14 protein-coding genes and 1 pseudogene are annotated in these 17,744 nt (G+C 35.9%); 6 read left to right on the top strand and 9 right to left on the bottom strand.

The features are described from left to right. The first annotated feature begins 126 nt into the window (after positions 1–126). From K0U91_RS09040 to K0U91_RS09030, 3 genes are read left to right on the top strand one after another with little or no spacing between them, the layout of a single operon-like run. Entirely contained in the window at positions 127–3,294 is a 3,168-nt protein-coding gene (locus tag K0U91_RS09040) for a hypothetical protein (RefSeq protein ID WP_220180824.1), read from the top strand. A gap of 7 nt (positions 3,295–3,301) precedes the next feature. Continuing rightward, the gene (locus K0U91_RS09035; RefSeq protein WP_220571802.1) at positions 3,302–6,898 is read left to right on the top strand and encodes a DUF6443 domain-containing protein; all 3,597 of its coding nucleotides are present in this window, start codon (positions 3,302–3,304) and stop codon (positions 6,896–6,898) included. A gap of 8 nt (positions 6,899–6,906) precedes the next feature. After that, complete coding sequence (locus tag K0U91_RS09030; RefSeq protein ID WP_220180767.1) at positions 6,907–7,188, top strand: hypothetical protein; 282 nt, start codon at positions 6,907–6,909, stop codon at positions 7,186–7,188. A 114-nt stretch (positions 7,189–7,302) separates the two neighbouring features. Here K0U91_RS09030 and K0U91_RS09025 read toward each other — a convergent pair whose 3' ends face one another. Continuing rightward, complete coding sequence (locus K0U91_RS09025) at positions 7,303–7,443, bottom strand: hypothetical protein (RefSeq protein ID WP_220180768.1); 141 nt, start codon at positions 7,441–7,443, stop codon at positions 7,303–7,305. Between K0U91_RS09025 and K0U91_RS09020 the strand changes: the two are divergent. The 3 genes and pseudogenes from K0U91_RS09020 to K0U91_RS09010 form a co-directional block, all read left to right on the top strand. Further along, positions 7,424–7,784: pseudogene (locus K0U91_RS09020) on the top strand (RHS repeat-associated core domain-containing protein); the annotation flags it as partial. The gene K0U91_RS09025 and the pseudogene K0U91_RS09020 overlap by 20 nt on opposite strands. A gap of 32 nt (positions 7,785–7,816) precedes the next feature. Next, entirely contained in the window at positions 7,817–8,086 is a 270-nt protein-coding gene (locus K0U91_RS09015) for a hypothetical protein (protein WP_220180769.1), read from the top strand. A 5-nt stretch (positions 8,087–8,091) separates the two neighbouring features. Further along, entirely contained in the window at positions 8,092–8,562 is a 471-nt protein-coding gene (locus K0U91_RS09010) for a hypothetical protein (protein ID WP_219971528.1), read from the top strand. 384 nt (positions 8,563–8,946) lie between these two features. On the opposite strand, the gene K0U91_RS09005 is transcribed toward K0U91_RS09010, so the two are convergent. From K0U91_RS09005 to rpoC, 8 genes are all read right to left on the bottom strand, one after another. Continuing rightward, positions 8,947–9,735: a T9SS type A sorting domain-containing protein gene (locus tag K0U91_RS09005; protein ID WP_220180770.1), complete on the bottom strand. Its 789-nt coding sequence runs from the start codon at positions 9,733–9,735 to the stop codon at positions 8,947–8,949. 2 nt (positions 9,736–9,737) lie between these two features. After that, positions 9,738–10,262 (bottom strand): ankyrin repeat domain-containing protein, encoded by a 525-nt coding sequence (locus K0U91_RS09000; protein WP_220180771.1) that lies wholly within the window; start codon positions 10,260–10,262, stop codon positions 9,738–9,740. After that, positions 10,259–10,804 (bottom strand): YceI family protein, encoded by a 546-nt coding sequence (locus K0U91_RS08995; RefSeq protein WP_219970385.1) that lies wholly within the window; start codon positions 10,802–10,804, stop codon positions 10,259–10,261. Before K0U91_RS08995 ends, K0U91_RS09000 begins: the two co-directional genes overlap by 4 nt. Before the next feature lie 12 nt (positions 10,805–10,816). Further along, entirely contained in the window at positions 10,817–11,167 is a 351-nt protein-coding gene (locus tag K0U91_RS08990) for a c-type cytochrome (protein WP_258561933.1), read from the bottom strand. Position 11,168: 1 nt separating this feature from the next. Next, positions 11,169–12,014: a DUF5777 family beta-barrel protein gene (locus K0U91_RS08985; protein ID WP_220180773.1), complete on the bottom strand. Its 846-nt coding sequence runs from the start codon at positions 12,012–12,014 to the stop codon at positions 11,169–11,171. Between the two features lie 122 nt (positions 12,015–12,136). Continuing rightward, positions 12,137–12,787, bottom strand: coding sequence for a Crp/Fnr family transcriptional regulator (locus tag K0U91_RS08980; RefSeq protein WP_220180774.1), 651 nt, complete (start codon positions 12,785–12,787; stop codon positions 12,137–12,139). A gap of 272 nt (positions 12,788–13,059) precedes the next feature. Beyond that, the gene (locus tag K0U91_RS08975; RefSeq protein WP_047444864.1) at positions 13,060–13,368 is read right to left on the bottom strand and encodes a DUF3467 domain-containing protein; all 309 of its coding nucleotides are present in this window, start codon (positions 13,366–13,368) and stop codon (positions 13,060–13,062) included. Between the two features lie 83 nt (positions 13,369–13,451). Then, positions 13,452–17,717: a DNA-directed RNA polymerase subunit beta' gene (gene rpoC / locus K0U91_RS08970; protein ID WP_219970381.1), complete on the bottom strand. Its 4,266-nt coding sequence runs from the start codon at positions 17,715–17,717 to the stop codon at positions 13,452–13,454. Positions 17,718–17,744 lie beyond the last annotated feature (27 nt).

The following is a 17,744-nucleotide window of genomic DNA, read 5'->3' as shown; positions in this document are numbered from 1 at the left end:
AGCTTAATTATTTTTGGACAAGCCAACAATACCGATGCACCATATGACGTAATCCCTCCATCACCGGAATCATTTTATAAATCGCAATTCGGAAATACCGAAATCAACGATTTTAGGGGAGAACCTATGGTTAATATTCCATTATTTTCACTTAAAAATGGCAATATTCCTCTAGATTTAGAATTGAAATATACTAAAGCTGGAGTGAAAGTAAACGAGATACCTAACAGTACCGGCATAAATTGGATTTTAAATACCGGAGGAATAATTACAAGGACTATAAATGATATTGCTGATGAAAAAGTAGTACACAATTTATTTAATCTGCTTCCATATATAACTCTATCCAATCCTCAGACTTGGGGAGCATATGTATTACAATATAATGATCATGAGGTAGATATTTTCAACTTTACTATCGGTCATTATTCCGGAAGCTTTTATTTAGATGGAAATTTTCAACCAGTAATACTGACTAAAGACAATAATTGTAAAGTAGAAGTTATAGGGTCATTTAGCCAAAATTATGAATTCAAAATTACTACAAACGAAGGAATTATATATCATTTTGGAAGTACCGGATTTACTGAAAAAACATTAAACAAAGATGACCCTTCAACAGCGGGTGTAACTAGTTTTTATTTGAAAGATATAACCAGTACCGGTACTGATCAGATTGTTAATTTTGAATATGAAACAGGAACTACACGTCAAATAGTTACAGGAATACAACAAAATTATAATTCAGATATTGTCATAATTTCGGAGCCAGCTTGTGGTGGACATCCCCTACCAGTTGGTGGAATTCAACAGAACAACAGTCTTTTAAAAATTTCAGATCCGAAAAGAATAAAAAGTATTATTTCAGAAGATAAAATCATTTCATTTGAGTATTCAAATGACCATATTTTATATAATAAACTAAGTAATATTAACATAAATGTCAATAATAATTTACTAAAAAAATATACTTTTAATTATATAGACAATTTAAATAACAATGTCCTGCAAAGATACTTTTTAACCCAAGTAAAATTTTATGAAAGCCATCTAAATACATTAACTCTAAAGCAAGAATATACACTAGAGTATGACCAACCTTTAGAAATGCCCGCTCGATTATCTAAATCTATTGATTATCTTGGATATTACAATGATCAAAGCAATAGTATAAATACGCTTATTCCCAATATAAATTTATTTGAGGGAACTAGTAATCCTGCATATAATAATTTTGCTGATCGCAGACCTGTCTTTGAATTGGCAAAATATGGAACATTAAAATCCATAACTTATCCTACAAAGGGAAAAACAATATTTGAATACGAACCTATCAGTGAAGCACCTAAAGATGAAGAGTTTCATTTAAATATCGGTAACCAGCTGATGGGTGACCCTATAAGCTATGTTGATATTGATAATAAAGAACTATTTCCGTATGAATTTTTTAATGGAATAGCTCAAATTTCACTTCATCTCAGATCTAATGATGTTTCAACTTCTCCTCCATTAAAAGCAATGGCTGAACTTGAAATTCTTAATGATTTAAATCAGGTTATTTATTATAAAAGCCTAGGAGTGAGTAAGATAACTCCTGGCTATTCTACCAAAGCAGAGGATGAATTTACGCTCGATCGTACTAAAAAATATAAGTTTAGATATAAAATTAAAAATAATGTTTGTAGTAATTGTGAGGGGCACGTAACTATAAAGTATAAAAAACTCGATATTCAAAATGGACCCGGAATTCGATTAAAAAAACAATATGATATTTCAGAAAATAACGTTGTAAACATTAAAAGAATGTATTATACTAATTTTCTAGATATACCCAATATAAAAAAGAACAATACTATTTTAATTCCTAACTTTAAGACTCATTTTCTTCTACAAACAAGATTACCTAATGCACAAACCTCTTCCGGATGCTATGACCATCCTACTGATAGTTACCCAGGCTCTTCTACGGTGGTTGAAAACCTTAAATCAACTCCTAATGTAAGTTCATTAGGATATAATTATCCATCAGGGAATTTGACTGAACCAAACTATTTCAATTTCAATGATCCTATGTATTCAGATATAACCATCAGCTTCGGAGGAGATCAATTTGAAAAAGGCGGTGAAGAAAAAAGATATTATGTAAAACCGAGAAATGAAGATTTCACATTATTTTCACCAGATTTTTATCAGCTAGGTGCAGATGATCGGCAGATTCTTGGAAACGATGGTATTTTATCTTTATTAACACAATCTGTCGGAAAAAAATTCTATCGTTTATTTTCTTTTCCAAATGTTGACGGAAAATTACTCAGTGATAAATTATTTAAAATTCATAATAATAATATCGTTTATAATAAGATCATTGAAAATACATACAGTTTTAATGAAGACAGGAAAGTCTATAATATTCTAGGAACTGATATTTACCCTTCACCATTTGGAGATCCTTTTGAGATTAAGAATAAATTTATTACGTATTACCCGACAAGCATAGATGAAGCTTTATTGTCTGAAACAACAATTACCGATTTTCCCAATTCTAATGATCCAAATATTAAAATTATCACAAATATAAAAAATGAGTATTTAAATCCGCAGAACCAACTCACAAAACAGATAACAACTCTTGCTGATCAATCTGTTCATGAAACATCCTATGCGTATGCTTTTGAGAAAGGTAATCAGAAGCTGATGAATGCTAACATGATAGGAATTCCTTTGGAAACTACCGTTATTAAAAAACAGAATCTCTCAGATCCTGGAAAAACAATTTCCAAGACAGAAATAAAATATGATCATGCGACTAATGTGTTGCCAAGTTCTTCACTGTCTTTCAATGTTTTAAACGGTACGATGTCAACAGAAGTGACCTATGATCAATACGATAATAAAGGCAATCTACTACAATACACTACAAAAGATGGTGTCTGGACTGCAATTATTTGGGGTTATAATCAATCCTTACCAATAGTAAAAATAGTTGGATCGAGGAATTTTTCAAATGCTTTAATTAATCTTGCAATACAGGCATCTAATCTGGATGCATCCAATCCCGCAAACGAACCTGCACTTCTTACAGCACTTGATAATATCAGGAAAGACTCACTCTTCTCAGATTACCAGATTACAACCTACACCTACGATCCATTGATTGGTGTAACGAGCATTACGCCACCCTCCGGAATCAGGGAAGTCTATATTTACGATTCTGCCAACAGACTCAAAGAAATCAGAGAGAATGATGCGGCAGGAAAGATCCTGAAAGAATTCAAATACAACTACAAAAACTAAACACAACATGAAAAAAATATTAATCCCCATCAGTATGCTATTTGTAGCCGGTCTATCCTATGCACAGACAACCAATACTGAAAACTACGTGCAGACAAGAGTTTATCTTGAGCCTGTCACCACATCAAGTTCCACTGCCAAACAGATTCAGACCGTTCAGTATCTTGACGGTCTCGGCAGACCCAAGCAGGTGGTAAATGTCAAAGCATCACCACTAGAAAAAGATGTCATTTCGCATATCGAATATGATGGTTTCGGAAGACAGGTAAAAGATTACCTTCCTGTTCCGCAGACCGGAACACAAAACGGTGGAATTTATTCAAACCCTTTGGCAAATGCCCCAAATACACCATACGGAACGGAAAAGATCTATGCAGAAAAGCTTTTGGAAAACTCACCATTAGACCGGGTTTTTGAGCAGAAGCAGGTGGGAAATGACTGGAATACCAAACCCGTGAAATTTGATTATGATGCAAATATTACCGGGGAAGTCATAAAATATACCACCTCTACAACGTGGGAAAACGGAACTACCAAATCGGTTCTTACTCAAAGTGGAACGTATGGTACTTCCCAACTTTATAAAAATACCGTTACCGATGAAGACGGCAACAAAACAGTTGAGTTCAAAAATGGACAGGGACAAACCATTTTGGTAAGAAAAGTTCTTTCTGCCACAGAAAATACCGACACCTATTATGTTTATAATGAATACAATCAGTTAGCTTATGTAATGCCGCCTTTGGCGGTTGCAGCAAACGCTGTTGATGCAACAACATTAGATAATCTCTGCTACCAGTACCGGTATGACGGAAACAGCAGGCTTGCCGAAAAAAAGCTTCCCGGAAAAGGCTGGGAATATATGGTGTATGATAAAGCAGACCGTTTGATCATGACCCAGGATGCTAATATGCAGCAAAATAGCAAATGGCTCATCACGAAATATGACCAGTTTGGCAGGGTAATTTACACAGGCATTATTGCAGGCGGAAGCAGAGCAGGCATGCAGAGCCAGGCAGGAGGATTGGTGATTACCGAATCAAAACATCCCACAGGTTTTACTAAGAATGGAATGCAGATTTATTACACGAATAGTTACTTTCTTGATATAGAAACCGTATTATCTGTCAACTACTACGACACCTATCCCACAGGAAGCCCTGCAATGCCAACTCAGGTTTTAGGCCAGAACGTACTTTCTCAGGATGCCCAAAACTCAAATATCAGTACCAAAAGCTTACCTACAGCATCTTATGTCAAAAACATCGAAGACGATAAATGGACCAAAAACTACACCTGGTACGACACCAAAGGAAGGGTGATCGGAAGCCATTCTATCAATCATTTAGGAGGCTATACCAAAACGGAATCTGAGCTGGATTTTGCAGGGGTACCGCAGCAGGCAATCACCAGACATAAAAGATTGGACAGTGATGCAGAAAAAGTAATTACTGAAAATTTCACCTACGATCATCAGAACAGATTACTCACTCACAAGCATCAGGTAGACAACAATCCGGTAGAATACCTTACTCAAAATGAATACAACGAGCTTTCGCAGCTGAAAAACAAGAAGGTCGGCGGAACGAGTCTGGGAAGCGGACTTCAAAGTGTTGATTATGCGTACAACATCCGCGGATGGATGACCAAAATTAATGATCCTGCGAATTTAAACGATAAACTCTTCGGGTATGAAATGAAATATGTCAATCCTGCATCTACTGGGGGAAGATATAATGGCAACATTACATCAGTAGACTGGAAGAAAAGCATAACACCGGGAGAAGAAAGTACCTTAAGAAGATATGAATATAATTATGATCCTCTAAACCGCCTTACAGAGGCCTCATTCTCTACACCCGACTCTGCGGTACCTACCAATGGTTTTTTCAATGAACAAGTACAGTATGATTTGAATGGAAATCTTACTCATTTATGGAGAACAGCACCCTCATTTTACGGCAATTCGGCAGAGCTGGTCGATAATCTGGATTATTATTACGAAGGAAATATGCTTACCCGTATTAATGATGGTACTGGAAACCCTACCGGTTACGAAGGAGGTAATAATACTAACGGATATGACGCAAACGGGAATCTGACCAGTATGCCGGATAAAAAGATTGATGATATTCGTTATAACTATCTCAATCTTCCTTATCAGCTTAAAATAGATAATTACAATAAAAGTTTAAGTTATTTATACAGAGCAGACGGTACAAAACTGAAAAAAAGCTTTATAACATCAAATAGTAATGGTGCAATGTATTCGTCATCTACCGAATATCTGGATGGGTTTCATTATGCCTCTTCTACAGGAGACGAACTGTGGTGGGCTTGGTATAAAGAAACAGGTGAAGCATATGAACCGGAAGCTTTTATCAATATGATTCATGGTTCATCTTATAATAGTGTTTTAAAATTTTTACCCACCTCAGAAGGGTTTTATGATTTTGAAAATAATGAGTATATTTATCAATACAAAGATCATTTGGGAAATGTGAGGGTAAGTTATAAAAATGGAATAGATAACAAACTTACAGTCACAGACAGTAATGATTATTATCCATTTGGAATGAATTTCATAAGAAACCCCGAAGCAGAAGCTTACTTTGGAACCGGAAGTTACAAGAATTACAAGTACAACGGTAAGGAGTTACAAGAGACCGGCATGTATGATTATGGAGCAAGATTTTATATGCCGGATATTGGACGATGGGGAGTACACGACCCTTTAAGCTCTACAACCTTAGACCCTTATGGTTATGCTTATAATAATCCAATAAATATTATAGACCCTACAGGAATGTCAGGGACAGATTGGGTAAAAAGAGGAAGTCAAGTTTTCTTTGATGCATCAGTAAAATCTCAAGCAGATGCAGTTGGAACTTATGGTGCAAATGCTCAACATCTTGGAGAAGGTAGTACTCTTACGACTAGCGTAGGAGGAGAAGTATCTTCCCAGTATACTTTCCACGATAATGGGACTGTTTCTGATTCTTCAGGAAATACTTTAGCTACTGGTTCAGATGTAACCACAGCTGGCGGTACTACCATTATGGGTTCTACAAATAGTATGTTTTCAGAAGGAACGCATTCCCTATTTGCAGGAAGTTCAAGTCAGAATCCTTTAGAGCAATATAGGTCTCATAGAGATAATCCTAATTATAATTCTGGAGAATCTAAAATGGATAGGATTTTTAGATTGATGAATAGTAGTCATATAGAACAAATGAGGGATGTTTCAAGTGGATTTGCAGCAGGTGGATATGGAAGAATTACCAGTACAACACTTTTTAGAGCAGTGTCACCAGCAGAGTTGGGAGATATATCTGCAAGTGGTGGATTAAGAGTCTCAAGTGCGGGATACGAAACGGGTAAGCTCTTTACAAATAGTGCGTCAAATGCTTCTCAATTTGGGAAATGGTTGTACAATTGGGACCAAACGCCTATGACAATTATAAGGGTGCAAGTGCCAAATTCCGTTATGAAATCTGCGACCAACTTTACAGCAGATGGATTACCAGCAACTTCCATTCCAGCAAATCAACTTAGAGCCATAAAAAGTATAGAAGCTTTAAAATATAGCCCTGTTGCTAAATGATTGATATTATGAAAATTAGAGCAAAATTATTTTTATATAAAGAAGGAAGAAATAAACCATTTGAGAGTGGTTATAGACCACTTTTTGATTTTGGTTCGACTAGTTTAGTTTCAGGAAGAATTACACTTCCGTTAGAAAAAAAATTAGTTTATCCAGGAGAAGAGATAAAAGTTGAGATAGACTTTATATCTAAGGGTTATTTTGGAAAAAAACTTAAAGTAAAAGAGAAAATCTTATTTTCTGAATCTAAAGTACCTTTAGGAGAAATAGAAATTATAGAAATTTTATAATAACAAAGCCAACTCAATGAAGTTGGCTTTGTTTATTTTACATCCCCCCCGCTACCGCACGATTGTATCGTGTGGCAGATAATAAAAACCTCGCAAAATGCGAGGTTTTTTGTTTTATAGTGCAGCTACATTTTTATTAAAGAAGTCTTTGAATTTTTTGGTGGTAAGCATTTTATCGATGATTTTAAAGACGGTGCTTTTGTCTTCTTCGTCAAGTTGCTGAATGAGTCTAGCTACTTCTGAAGGATATTTCAATTTTGAAAATAATAAGTATATTTACAATTAAAGCGATCATTTAGGAAATGTGAGATTAAGCTACCAAAATAATGGAGGCAGAAGTTCTTGAAGAAAACAACTATTATCCGTTTGGGTTGAAGCATGAAGGGTATAATGCTTTAGCAGGAAATCCTTCATACAATTATAAGTACAACGGAAAGGAGTTACAAGAGACGGGAATGTATGATTATGGCGCAAGATTTTATATGCCCGATATTGGAAGATGGGGTGTGGTGGATCCGCTGGCGGAGAAATATACAAGAATGTCTCTTTATACTTATGTAGGAAACAATCCTGCAATGTTTGTTGATTACGATGGTAGAGATAGATCATAAAAATAAAACCATAATAATTGAGGCTAATTATTACTATCAAAATCCAAGCGTCTTATGATAATAATGTAAGATCTGAAAATGGAATTCCTTTAAGAAGTTATTATGGTCAAGATGCTTCAGGAACGTGGACAGGATCACTGTTAAATAATTATGGTAAACATAGAGAAAGCAAATATTTTCCTAATTATTTCTATGGTGGAACAACTGCCCCTGTTGTTAACCCATCCACTTCGCTTGCAATCCCAATTGTAATTCCAAATATAACCCCACAAGTTTTTAATCCATAATTCTTATGAAACACTTATTAACTTTATTGTTCTTTTTAACAACCTTTAATAAAAATCACGATAACGGATATGAAATTGATTTTAAATGCTATCAAGGATATGTATTTGATACAAATACAAAAGTCCAATTTTTAAATGGAACAGAAAAAAGATTTGTTCCAACACAGAAGGAAATTGAACGTACTGAAAAAATTATTTTTGAACGTATACCTGAAAATAAACTTGCAATTTTCAAACAAGTTAATTGCCCGAAAATTGCTAAAAACTTAAAAAAATATAACCGTCAATATATTGGTTACATCAATTCTAATGGTGAAAGAATTATATGGATAAATTTTATTTGGCGGAAAGAATGTCCAGAAAATTGGAAAAAAGAAATTATTATTAATATAGATGGATGTAGTTACTTTTGGCAGGTCAAAATAAATCTTAGAGTAGATGAAATTTTTGATTTTTATGTTAATGGTGTGGCATAATTATACGGCCATACTTGGAATGCATATTAACAAGTTCAATGGAAAGGAGTTGCAGAAGACCGGCATGTGTGATTATGGAGCGAGATTTTATATCCTCGCTCCCGCACGATTTTATCGTGTGGCAGATAATAAAAAACCCCTCGCAAAGCGAGTTTTTTTGTCTTAAATTTCCAACTAAAAAAAAACCCGATCTAGCGGATTTGTAATCCGTAAGCCATAATAAAGAACCCATCGCAATTAGCGATGGGTTTTTCATTTATAGCGCAGCCATTTTTTGTTAAAAAAGTTTTTATTTTTTTTGTTAGCAAGCATTTTATCGATCATTTTAATTCCAAAAAATGCTCAATTAAAAAAATAAAAAAGCCACTTTTCAGTGGCTTTCAATTATTCTTTAATTAATTTCTCATAAGAAAGGCTTCCGTCTTTCAAAGTAATTTCCAGATAATAGCTTCCGGATTTCAGATCAGAAACACTGATGTTTTCACTGTCTAATTTTACAGATTTTACTTTTCTTCCGGTAGATTCATAAATGTCGATCGATTTTATTTTCTCTGCATTTTTGAAGTTTACCGTTTCTTTTACAGGGTTTGGGTAGACTGTTACCTTATTTTTTTCTAAAGCATTCAATTCATCTACACCCAATACTGTTGTAAAAGAAGCAGTAGCATATCCTACATTGGCTGTACCTCCATGTGGTGCTACGGTCGTAGTAGCTGTAGCAGGTCTTGGTCCCGCAAAACTTATAGAATTTGTGGTAGCATATGGCATTTGATAATCATTAGGATCAGAATTTGTTAAATTTCTTGTTAAAGTTAACGTTCTTACAGTTCCTGAAACGACATCACTTACGATCGTCCAGTCTTGTGAACTATCTAATGGCGGTTGCGTTGTGCCTATAAAATTTCTATCTGTTAATTTTGGAGTAGTAACATCAGAATAAACTACCGCATCTCCTGAAGACATGCTAAATCCCGCATTTACACCAATTCCCAATCCAAACCATCTGTCAGAAGGACCTTTTAAAACCAAAGTGACCTTAGAGGTTGCATTATCTAAAGTAAAATTTGCAGTTATTCCATTATTGGGAGATAAAGGGACATCACCTGTAGTTTTTTGCTGCGAAATGCCAAAACTACTTATTAATAAGCAAGAAAAGAGTACAATGTGTTTCATATTTAATTTTTTAATTGATTGATAAGTTCATTATTTTTTGAAAATACAGCATAATCAAACGCCGTTTTTCCTTCGTTATCTTTTAAATTTTTATTTGCTTTGTATTTGAGAAGAAGTTGTACCATCTCAATATTTCCCAATTTTACAGCAAAAATAAGAGGCGTTGTTCCTTGTGAATCTGCCTTGTTTACATCAGATTTGTTATCTAATAATTTTTGAGCTAATTTCAAATCTCCTTTGAATATTACTGCCATAAGCACAGTACCCATTGGAGAATTATAATTAATGTCTTTTACATGATCAATAAGAAAATCAGCAACTTCCATATTTCCACGATAACAAGCCAAAATAAGCGGAGAATATTTTTGCTCATTGGTCTGGTTGATAATATCCGGATTGTTTTTCATTAAAACTTTAAGTTCCGCAACAGTACCGCTTCTCGCTACATCAAAAACAGATTTCACCTGTTCCTGAGCGTGAAAAAAAGAGAAGCTTAAGAAGCTTAAAATCAATAGTATATTTTTCATTGCTTTACAAGTGTATAATTGTATTCAACATTTACGTTTTCAGCGACTTTTTTCATGACCATCTTCGGAATGGTTACTTTAAAATCTGCTGATTTTGCTACAAAATTTCCCTTCATATAAATCTTTCCATCTTTTGTATATACTGTTGCGGGAGACGAAACCGTTCTGTCTACACCGTGGAAATTCAAAGTACCCTGAACAGTATATTTTTGTGCATTTGCAGTGAGTTTTGATTTATCAAAATTTAAAATTTTACCTTTAAATGTTGTCTTCGGATATTTTGCAGTTTCGGCATAGCTTTCATTAAAATGCTCTTCCATGAGCTTTACTTTAAAATGAAAATTCTTCACCATAGATACAGAAGCCATCTCGCCGGTATCCGCATTCAAAACGACTACGTTGTTGTCATCCTGGGCATATACATCTTCGAACAAAGGGACGGATGCTTCGAAGGTCACTTTTCCTGTTTTAGAGCTGTACTTTTGCGCAAAGCTGAGGCTGCAAACCAAAAGCGATACTGAAATTAATAATATTTTTTTCATAGCTTATATTGTTTAGTTTTCAATCAATCCGTCTGCTTTCCATTTAATGAAAAGATTGATCTGGCTAGCCGATAACGATCCTCCTTGAGGCATTTTCTGAGGATCTCCGTTGGGTCTTTGTATCCTGTCTAAAATATTATCAATATTGGTTTTTACCTGATTATAATTATTAAGAGGCTGAAAAGACGCTGACCCGCCCGGAGAATGGCAGATGATACAATTGGCATCAACAATAGGTTTTATGTCTGCTGCAAATTTCACAACTTCCGGGGACTGAGTTTTATCTGAAATCTCTTCGTACGTTCTGCTCTCGCATGAAGCAAGAAATAGAACCGGAGTGAGTATGTAAATTATCTTTTTCATTTTAAAAAACTCTGTAAAGATTAAACCCAAAGAAAATCTGCCCTTTCTCCCATTTTCCTGTAGCATTGGTCAGATAGCCAATGTCAGAATTGAGTTGCGAATTACTGAACAAGAGCTGAAAAACGTGGCCTCCGGTTTCAATATCCATCCCTAAAGACAGAGGATTTTTATAGAAACTGTGACTGTCGAAATTCACAAAGTATTCTGCATTGATCGATATTCTTTTAGAAATTTTATACCGGCCTCCCAATCCTGCTAAGAATTGATTATTGTCTTCAACATTGGGCTCATAAAGATTTTTATGAACGTAAGACGGGCTCAGCTGCAAAGAAAAGTTTTCATTAAACCTTCTGGAAATCAGCGCCTGTGTAAGATATGAAAGCCTGTCACCAAACTGAAGATGCGGATAAGTATCTTTATCTAAATCTGTATTGATTGCCATTACATTATAGCCCACCAGATCAACAGGGAAATTTTCATTTTGCTTCAGAAACTTGTACTTTGCTCCGAATTCAAAGGTTTTCATATTGGTTTCCCGCGATAAACTTAATGACAGACCGTCTGTTACACCATAAATCACACCTAGTTTTGTAGAAGCATCATCGAGACCGAAAAAATTTTTAAAACCTGTGCTTATATCCCCGAAACGGTGTGCAACGACAATATACCATTCGTTCTTTGCGGTAAGTTTCGTTGATTGACCTGTTACGATTTGTAGCGCTTTAAAAGCCGGTGGTGAGGTGTTGCTGGTATTTGTTTGAATGGTGTCAATATCCTTCAGCAAATCTTCCTGAGAAAAGGCAAAAATTGATGAAAACATTGACAAAAAGAGGAGAGTTTTTGTCATATATTTCTAATTAAAATTGATACAACAAACTTATAGAGATATGCTTACAAAAGTGTGTGACAAAAGTCACACAGTGAATTTTTTTTGCTCATTAGACAATAATTTAATCTAATTACAACTTCCTACAGTTGCCTAACATTATCACTCAATGGGATTCTTATTCCTTCTTTGTTTTGGGAGAGTTCTCCTTCGTTCTCCATTTTCTTTAAAACTCTGCTTACCACTTCCCTCGATGTGCCGAGATTGACTGCAATTTCTCTGTGGGTAAGTCTTATAGGATTGTTTCCTGTCAAGTGGATCTGGTGTTTTATGTAGCTCAGAATTCTTTTATCCAGCCTGTGAAAAACAGCTTCATTCACCATATTCATGACTTCTGAAAACCGTTTGTCATACTCATGATAAAATAATTTATTGATTGCAGGAAACCGGATCAACCATTCATGCATCACCGAAACGGGAATAAGCAAAACCTCTGAATCTTCTTCTGCAACAGCGTATATACGGCTTATATAATCTGAAAAAATAGATGAAAATGTCATCATGCAACTGTCATTTTCTCTCACATAATAGTAAATCAATTCACGGCCGTCATTCAAGGTAAAAACACGCACTGAACCTTTGATCAGGAATGGAACAAATTTATTTTTCTGCCCTTCTCTGGTTATTTCAGTTTTAGCTTTTACATTATTGATGATCGCATGTTTGCTGAGATCTTTTAAGAAATCAGCGCCTAAAAATCCGAATTTATTAACAATAAACTGATGATCTAACATATACTTAACTAAAAATGTAAAAAACAAAGATATACAATGAAATATTGTTTCGTGAAATTATTTTTCATCAAATAATATCATTTTAATACTCGACTGAAAATGAAAAATGGAGAAAGTTGCGCCCCGGCCTGAACGGAGCTCTTTTTGCCGAAGCGAAGCGGAGGCAAAAAAGCGGGAGTGGAGGACGGAAAAGGCGCCCAAATAAATTTAAAAAAAGTAAAAAAAAATGCCCCAACTCTCGCCGGGGCATTCTTATATATTTTGAGAAAATCTTACGCTTGTACGTTGTTTCCACCTAATACGAAAGGCTCAACTTCTTTGATTTCTCCGAACTGCTGCTCGTAGTTGGTGATGTTTTGCTGAAGAGCTGTAAGAACTCTCTTAGCGTGAAGTGGAGCAAGAATTACTCTTGAACGCACATTCGCCTGCTGTACACCCGGCATAAGCTGGATGAAATCTACTACAAACTCTGATGGAGAATGATTTACTAAAGCCAGGTTACAATATACACCTGAAGCTACCATCTCGTTCAGTTGGATGTTGATGTTGTTGGGATCGTTGTTTTGATTTTGGTTGTCCATTATTTTTGTTTAAGTTTTATGTTTAAAAAATTCAAGGCTCAAAAATAAATTAAATCTTTGAACCCTGAACATTAAATTTTAAATTAATTCAGATCTTCGAATTCTTTTTTAGAACCTACAATCACATTCTGATACTCTTTAAGACCTGTACCTGCAGGAATTCTATGTCCTACAATTACATTTTCTTTAAGACCGTTCAGTGTATCTACTTTACCAGCTACTGCTGCTTCGTTCAGAACTTTAGTTGTTTCCTGGAATGATGCTGCAGACATGAATGATTTAGTTTGTAGAGCCGCTCTTGTAATTCCTTGCAATACCGGTGTAGCGGTTGCAGGAAGTGCCTCTCTTACTTCAACTAATTTCTGATCTTCACGCTTCAGCTTAGAGTTTTCGTCTCTCAGCTCTCTAGCAGTAATCATTTGTCCCGGCTTGAATTCTTTAGAATCACCAGCATCTGTCACTACTTTAAGACCAAATACTCTGTTGTTTTCTACTAAGAAATCATATTTGTGCTCTAAAGCAGCTTCAAGGAACTGAGTATCACCTCCGTCAACGATCGATACTTTTGTCATCATCTGTCTTACGATGATTTCAAAGTGCTTATCGTCAATTTTTACCCCTTGCAGACGGTAAACTTCCTGAATTTCATTTACTAAATATTCCTGAACCGCAGTTGGTCCTTTGATCTTCAAGATGTCGTCTGGAGTCACTGAACCGTCAGAAAGTGGCGAACCAGCTCTCACGAAGTCATTCTCCTGTACCAAGATCTGGTTTGATAATTTAACTAAATAAATTTTTCTCTCACCAGTTTTAGCTTCAACGATCAATTCTCGGTTACCTCTCTTGATTTTTCCGTAAGAAACTACCCCATCGATTTCTGTAACAACCGCCGGGTTTGAAGGGTTTCTTGCTTCAAATAATTCTGTAACTCTCGGAAGACCTCCGGTGATATCCCCTGACTTAGCAGATTTTCTTGGGATCTTGATTAAGACTTTACCAGCCTTAATTTTTTCACCATCATTTACCATTAAGTGGGCTCCTACCGGTAAGTTGTAACCTTTTTGCTCAACTCCTTTAGAATCTACCACCTTCAATGTAGGTACGGCTTTCTTATTTCTAGATTCAGAGATTACTTTCTCTTCAAATCCTGTTTGCTCATCAATCTCCAGTTGGAATGAAATACCTTGGATAATATCCTCGTATTCTACCTTACCAGCGTTTTCTGCAATGATTACCGCATTATACGGATCCCATTTTGCAATAATATCTCCTTTTTTCACCTTATCACCAGATTTAACCAGCAATTGAGAACCGTAAGGTACGTTAGCAATCATTAACGGAGTTCTAGATTCGTTGTCAGCAACTAATCTGAATTCTGTAGTACGTGATACCACTACTTCCGCAGTGTTTCCGCTTTCGTCTTCAGAAGTAATTGTTCTTACCTCATCCAATTCAACGATACCATCTCTTCTTGCAGAAATTGAAGGATTTTCTGATACGTTTGTAGATACCCCACCCTGGTGGAAAGTTCTCAATGTTAACTGAGTTCCCGGTTCACCAATAGATTGTGCAGCAATTACACCTACCGCTTCACCCATATGGATTTTCTTACCTGTTGCAAGGTTTCTACCATAACATTTGGCACAGATTCCTTTTTTGGTTTCACAAGTCAATGGAGAACGTACTTCTAAAGCTTCAAGACCCATTTCCTCGACTCTTTTGGCTAGAGCCTCATCAATAATCTGATCAGCATTTGCTACCAATTCGTCGGTTTCAGGATCGTAAATATTGTGAAGAGATACTCTACCTAAGATTCTTTCAGAAATTCTTTCAACAATTTCGTCATTTTTCTTCAGTGCAGTAACTTCAGTTCCTCTAAGAGTTCCACAATCTGCTTCAGTAATGATCACATCCTGTGCAACGTCTACCAATCTTCTCGTCAGGTAACCTGCATCGGCAGTCTTAAGAGCGGTATCCGCAAGACCCTTACGAGCACCGTGAGTAGAGATAAAGTATTCTAAGATCGAAAGACCTTCCTTAAAGTTTGCAAGAATCGGGTTTTCGATAATTTCCGCACCGGTAGAACCAGCTTTCTGCGGTTTTGCCATCAAACCTCTCATTCCTGATAACTGACGGATCTGTTCTTTAGAACCCCTCGCACCAGAATCAAGCATCATGTATACAGAATTGAATCCACCTTGGTCAACTTTCATTCTGCTCATGATCATTTCAGTTAATCCGGCGTTGGTGTTTGTCCAAACGTCGATTACCTGGTTATATCTTTCTGTATCTGTGATTAGACCCATGTTATAGTTGGCTCTAATTTCGTCTACCGTTTCAATAGATGTTGCGATCATTTTCTTTTTCTCAACAGGAACTACGATGTCACCTAATGAGAACGAAAGACCTCCTTTGAATGCATTTGAGTAACCTAAGTCTTTCATCGCATCCAAGAACTTCACAGTAGTAGGGAAATCTGTATCGGCAAGTACTTTACCAATAACATTTCTTAATGATTTCTTCGTCAAAAGTTCATTAATATATCCTGACTGTTTAGGAACGATCTGGTTGAATAAGATTCTACCAACCGAAGTTTCAATCAATTTTGTAGTGATTACTCCTTCTTCTTTTACCGGCAGTCTACATCTTACTTTAGCATTTAATGAAACTCGTCCTTCAGCATAAGCGATTTCCGCTTCTTCCGGAGAATAAAATGCCAAACCTTCGCCCAAAACTTTCATATCATCTGTAGAGCTTAATTCTTTGGTCATGAAATAAAGACCAAGAACCATGTCCTGAGATGGTACCGTAATTGGAGAACCGTTTGCCGGGTTCAAAATATTCTGAGAACCTAACATTAATAACTGAGCTTCCAAAATTGCTTCCGGACCCAACGGTAAGTGTACCGCCATCTGGTCACCATCAAAATCGGCGTTGAATGCTGTTGTTACTAACGGGTGTAATTGGATTGCCTTACCTTCGATCATCTTAGGTTGGAAAGCCTGAATACCCAGTCTGTGCAAAGTAGGTGCTCTGTTTAGTAAAACAGGGTGACCTTTCATTACCCCTTCTAAAATATCATATACTACAGGTTCTTTTCTGTCAATAATTCTCTTTGCAGATTTTACTGTTTTTACAATCCCTCTTTCGATCAGTTTTCTGATGATAAACGGTTTGTAAAGTTCAGCTGCCATATCTTTAGGAATACCACATTCGTGAAGCTGTAAGTTTGGACCTACAACAATTACCGAACGCGCAGAGTAATCTACCCTTTTCCCTAGTAAGTTCTGACGGAAACGACCTTGCTTACCTTTCAATGAGTCTGAAAGTGATTTCAATGGTCTGTTTGATTCAGATTTTACTGCAGAAGATTTTCTTGTATTATCAAATAATGAATCTACAGATTCCTGAAGCATACGCTTCTCGTTTCTCAAAATTACTTCAGGAGCTTTGATCTCCAATAATCTCTTCAAACGGTTATTTCTGATAATTACTCTTCTGTAAAGGTCATTTAAGTCAGAAGTTGCGAAACGTCCTCCATCCAATGGAACCAATGGTCTTAATTCTGGTGGTATAACAGGAAGCACACGCATAATCATCCACTCTGGTCTGTTGATCATTCTTGTATTGGCACCTCTCAATGCTTCTACTACGTTTAATCTTTTCAGAGCTTCAGTTCTTCTTTGCTTAGAACCTTCGTTGTGAGCTTTGTGTCTCAAATCAAAAGACAATGCATCAAGATCAATTCTTTTCAGCAATTCTTCAACTGCTTCAGCACCCATTTTGGCGATGAACTTGTTTGGATCTGCATCATCAAGATATTGATTGTCATTAGGAAGAGTTTCCAAAACATCCAGATACTCTTCTTCTGTAAGGAATTCTTTATCATCGAAATCAGAACCATCTGCTTTTTTAGCGATACCCTGCTGAATAACAACATATCTCTCGTAATAGATGATCATATCTAATTTCTTAGAAGGAATACCTAAAAGATAACCGATTTTGTTTGGTAAAGAACGGAAATACCAAATGTGCGCGATAGGAACAACTAAACCGATGTGTCCGATTCTTTCTCTACGCACTTTCTTCTCCGTAACCTCTACACCACAACGGTCACAAACGATCCCCTTGTAACGAATTCTCTTGTATTTACCACAAGCACATTCGTAATCTTTGATAGGACCGAATATTTTTTCACAGAACAAACCGTCTCTTTCCGGCTTGTGCGTTCTGTAGTTAATAGTTTCCGGCTTAAGAACTTCTCCTCTTGAGTCTTGTAAAATTGACTCAGGTGAAGCTAAACCGATGGTTATTTTATTAAATCTACTTGATTTATTTTTATTTGACATTTGTTAGATTTTAAATTTTAGATTTTA

It is taken from the genome of Chryseobacterium sp. LJ668, from assembly GCF_019613955.1.
Lineage (GTDB): Bacteria > Bacteroidota > Bacteroidia > Flavobacteriales > Weeksellaceae > Chryseobacterium.
Note: the sequence above shows the minus strand (reverse complement) of the source record. Positions and strands in the feature narration are given on the sequence as shown.

Excerpts from the sequence above, each read along its gene's own strand:
- K0U91_RS09040 (WP_220180824.1), top strand. The coding sequence starts at position 127 with ATGGTTAATATTCCATTATTTTCACTTAAAAATGGCAATATTCCTCTA.
- K0U91_RS09035 (WP_220571802.1), top strand. The coding sequence starts at position 3,302 with ATGAAAAAAATATTAATCCCCATCAGTATGCTATTTGTAGCCGGTCTA.
- K0U91_RS09030 (WP_220180767.1), top strand. The coding sequence starts at position 6,907 with ATGAAAATTAGAGCAAAATTATTTTTATATAAAGAAGGAAGAAATAAA.
- K0U91_RS09010 (WP_219971528.1), top strand. The coding sequence starts at position 8,092 with ATGAAACACTTATTAACTTTATTGTTCTTTTTAACAACCTTTAATAAA.
- K0U91_RS09005 (WP_220180770.1), bottom strand. The coding sequence starts at position 9,735 with ATGAAACACATTGTACTCTTTTCTTGCTTATTAATAAGTAGTTTTGGC.
- K0U91_RS09000 (WP_220180771.1), bottom strand. The coding sequence starts at position 10,262 with ATGAAAAATATACTATTGATTTTAAGCTTCTTAAGCTTCTCTTTTTTT.
- K0U91_RS08995 (WP_219970385.1), bottom strand. The coding sequence starts at position 10,804 with ATGAAAAAAATATTATTAATTTCAGTATCGCTTTTGGTTTGCAGCCTC.
- K0U91_RS08990 (WP_258561933.1), bottom strand. The coding sequence starts at position 11,167 with ATGAAAAAGATAATTTACATACTCACTCCGGTTCTATTTCTTGCTTCA.
- K0U91_RS08985 (WP_220180773.1), bottom strand. The coding sequence starts at position 12,014 with ATGACAAAAACTCTCCTCTTTTTGTCAATGTTTTCATCAATTTTTGCC.
- K0U91_RS08980 (WP_220180774.1), bottom strand. The coding sequence starts at position 12,787 with ATGTTAGATCATCAGTTTATTGTTAATAAATTCGGATTTTTAGGCGCT.
- K0U91_RS08975 (WP_047444864.1), bottom strand. The coding sequence starts at position 13,368 with ATGGACAACCAAAATCAAAACAACGATCCCAACAACATCAACATCCAA.
- rpoC (WP_219970381.1), bottom strand. The coding sequence starts at position 17,717 with ATGTCAAATAAAAATAAATCAAGTAGATTTAATAAAATAACCATCGGT.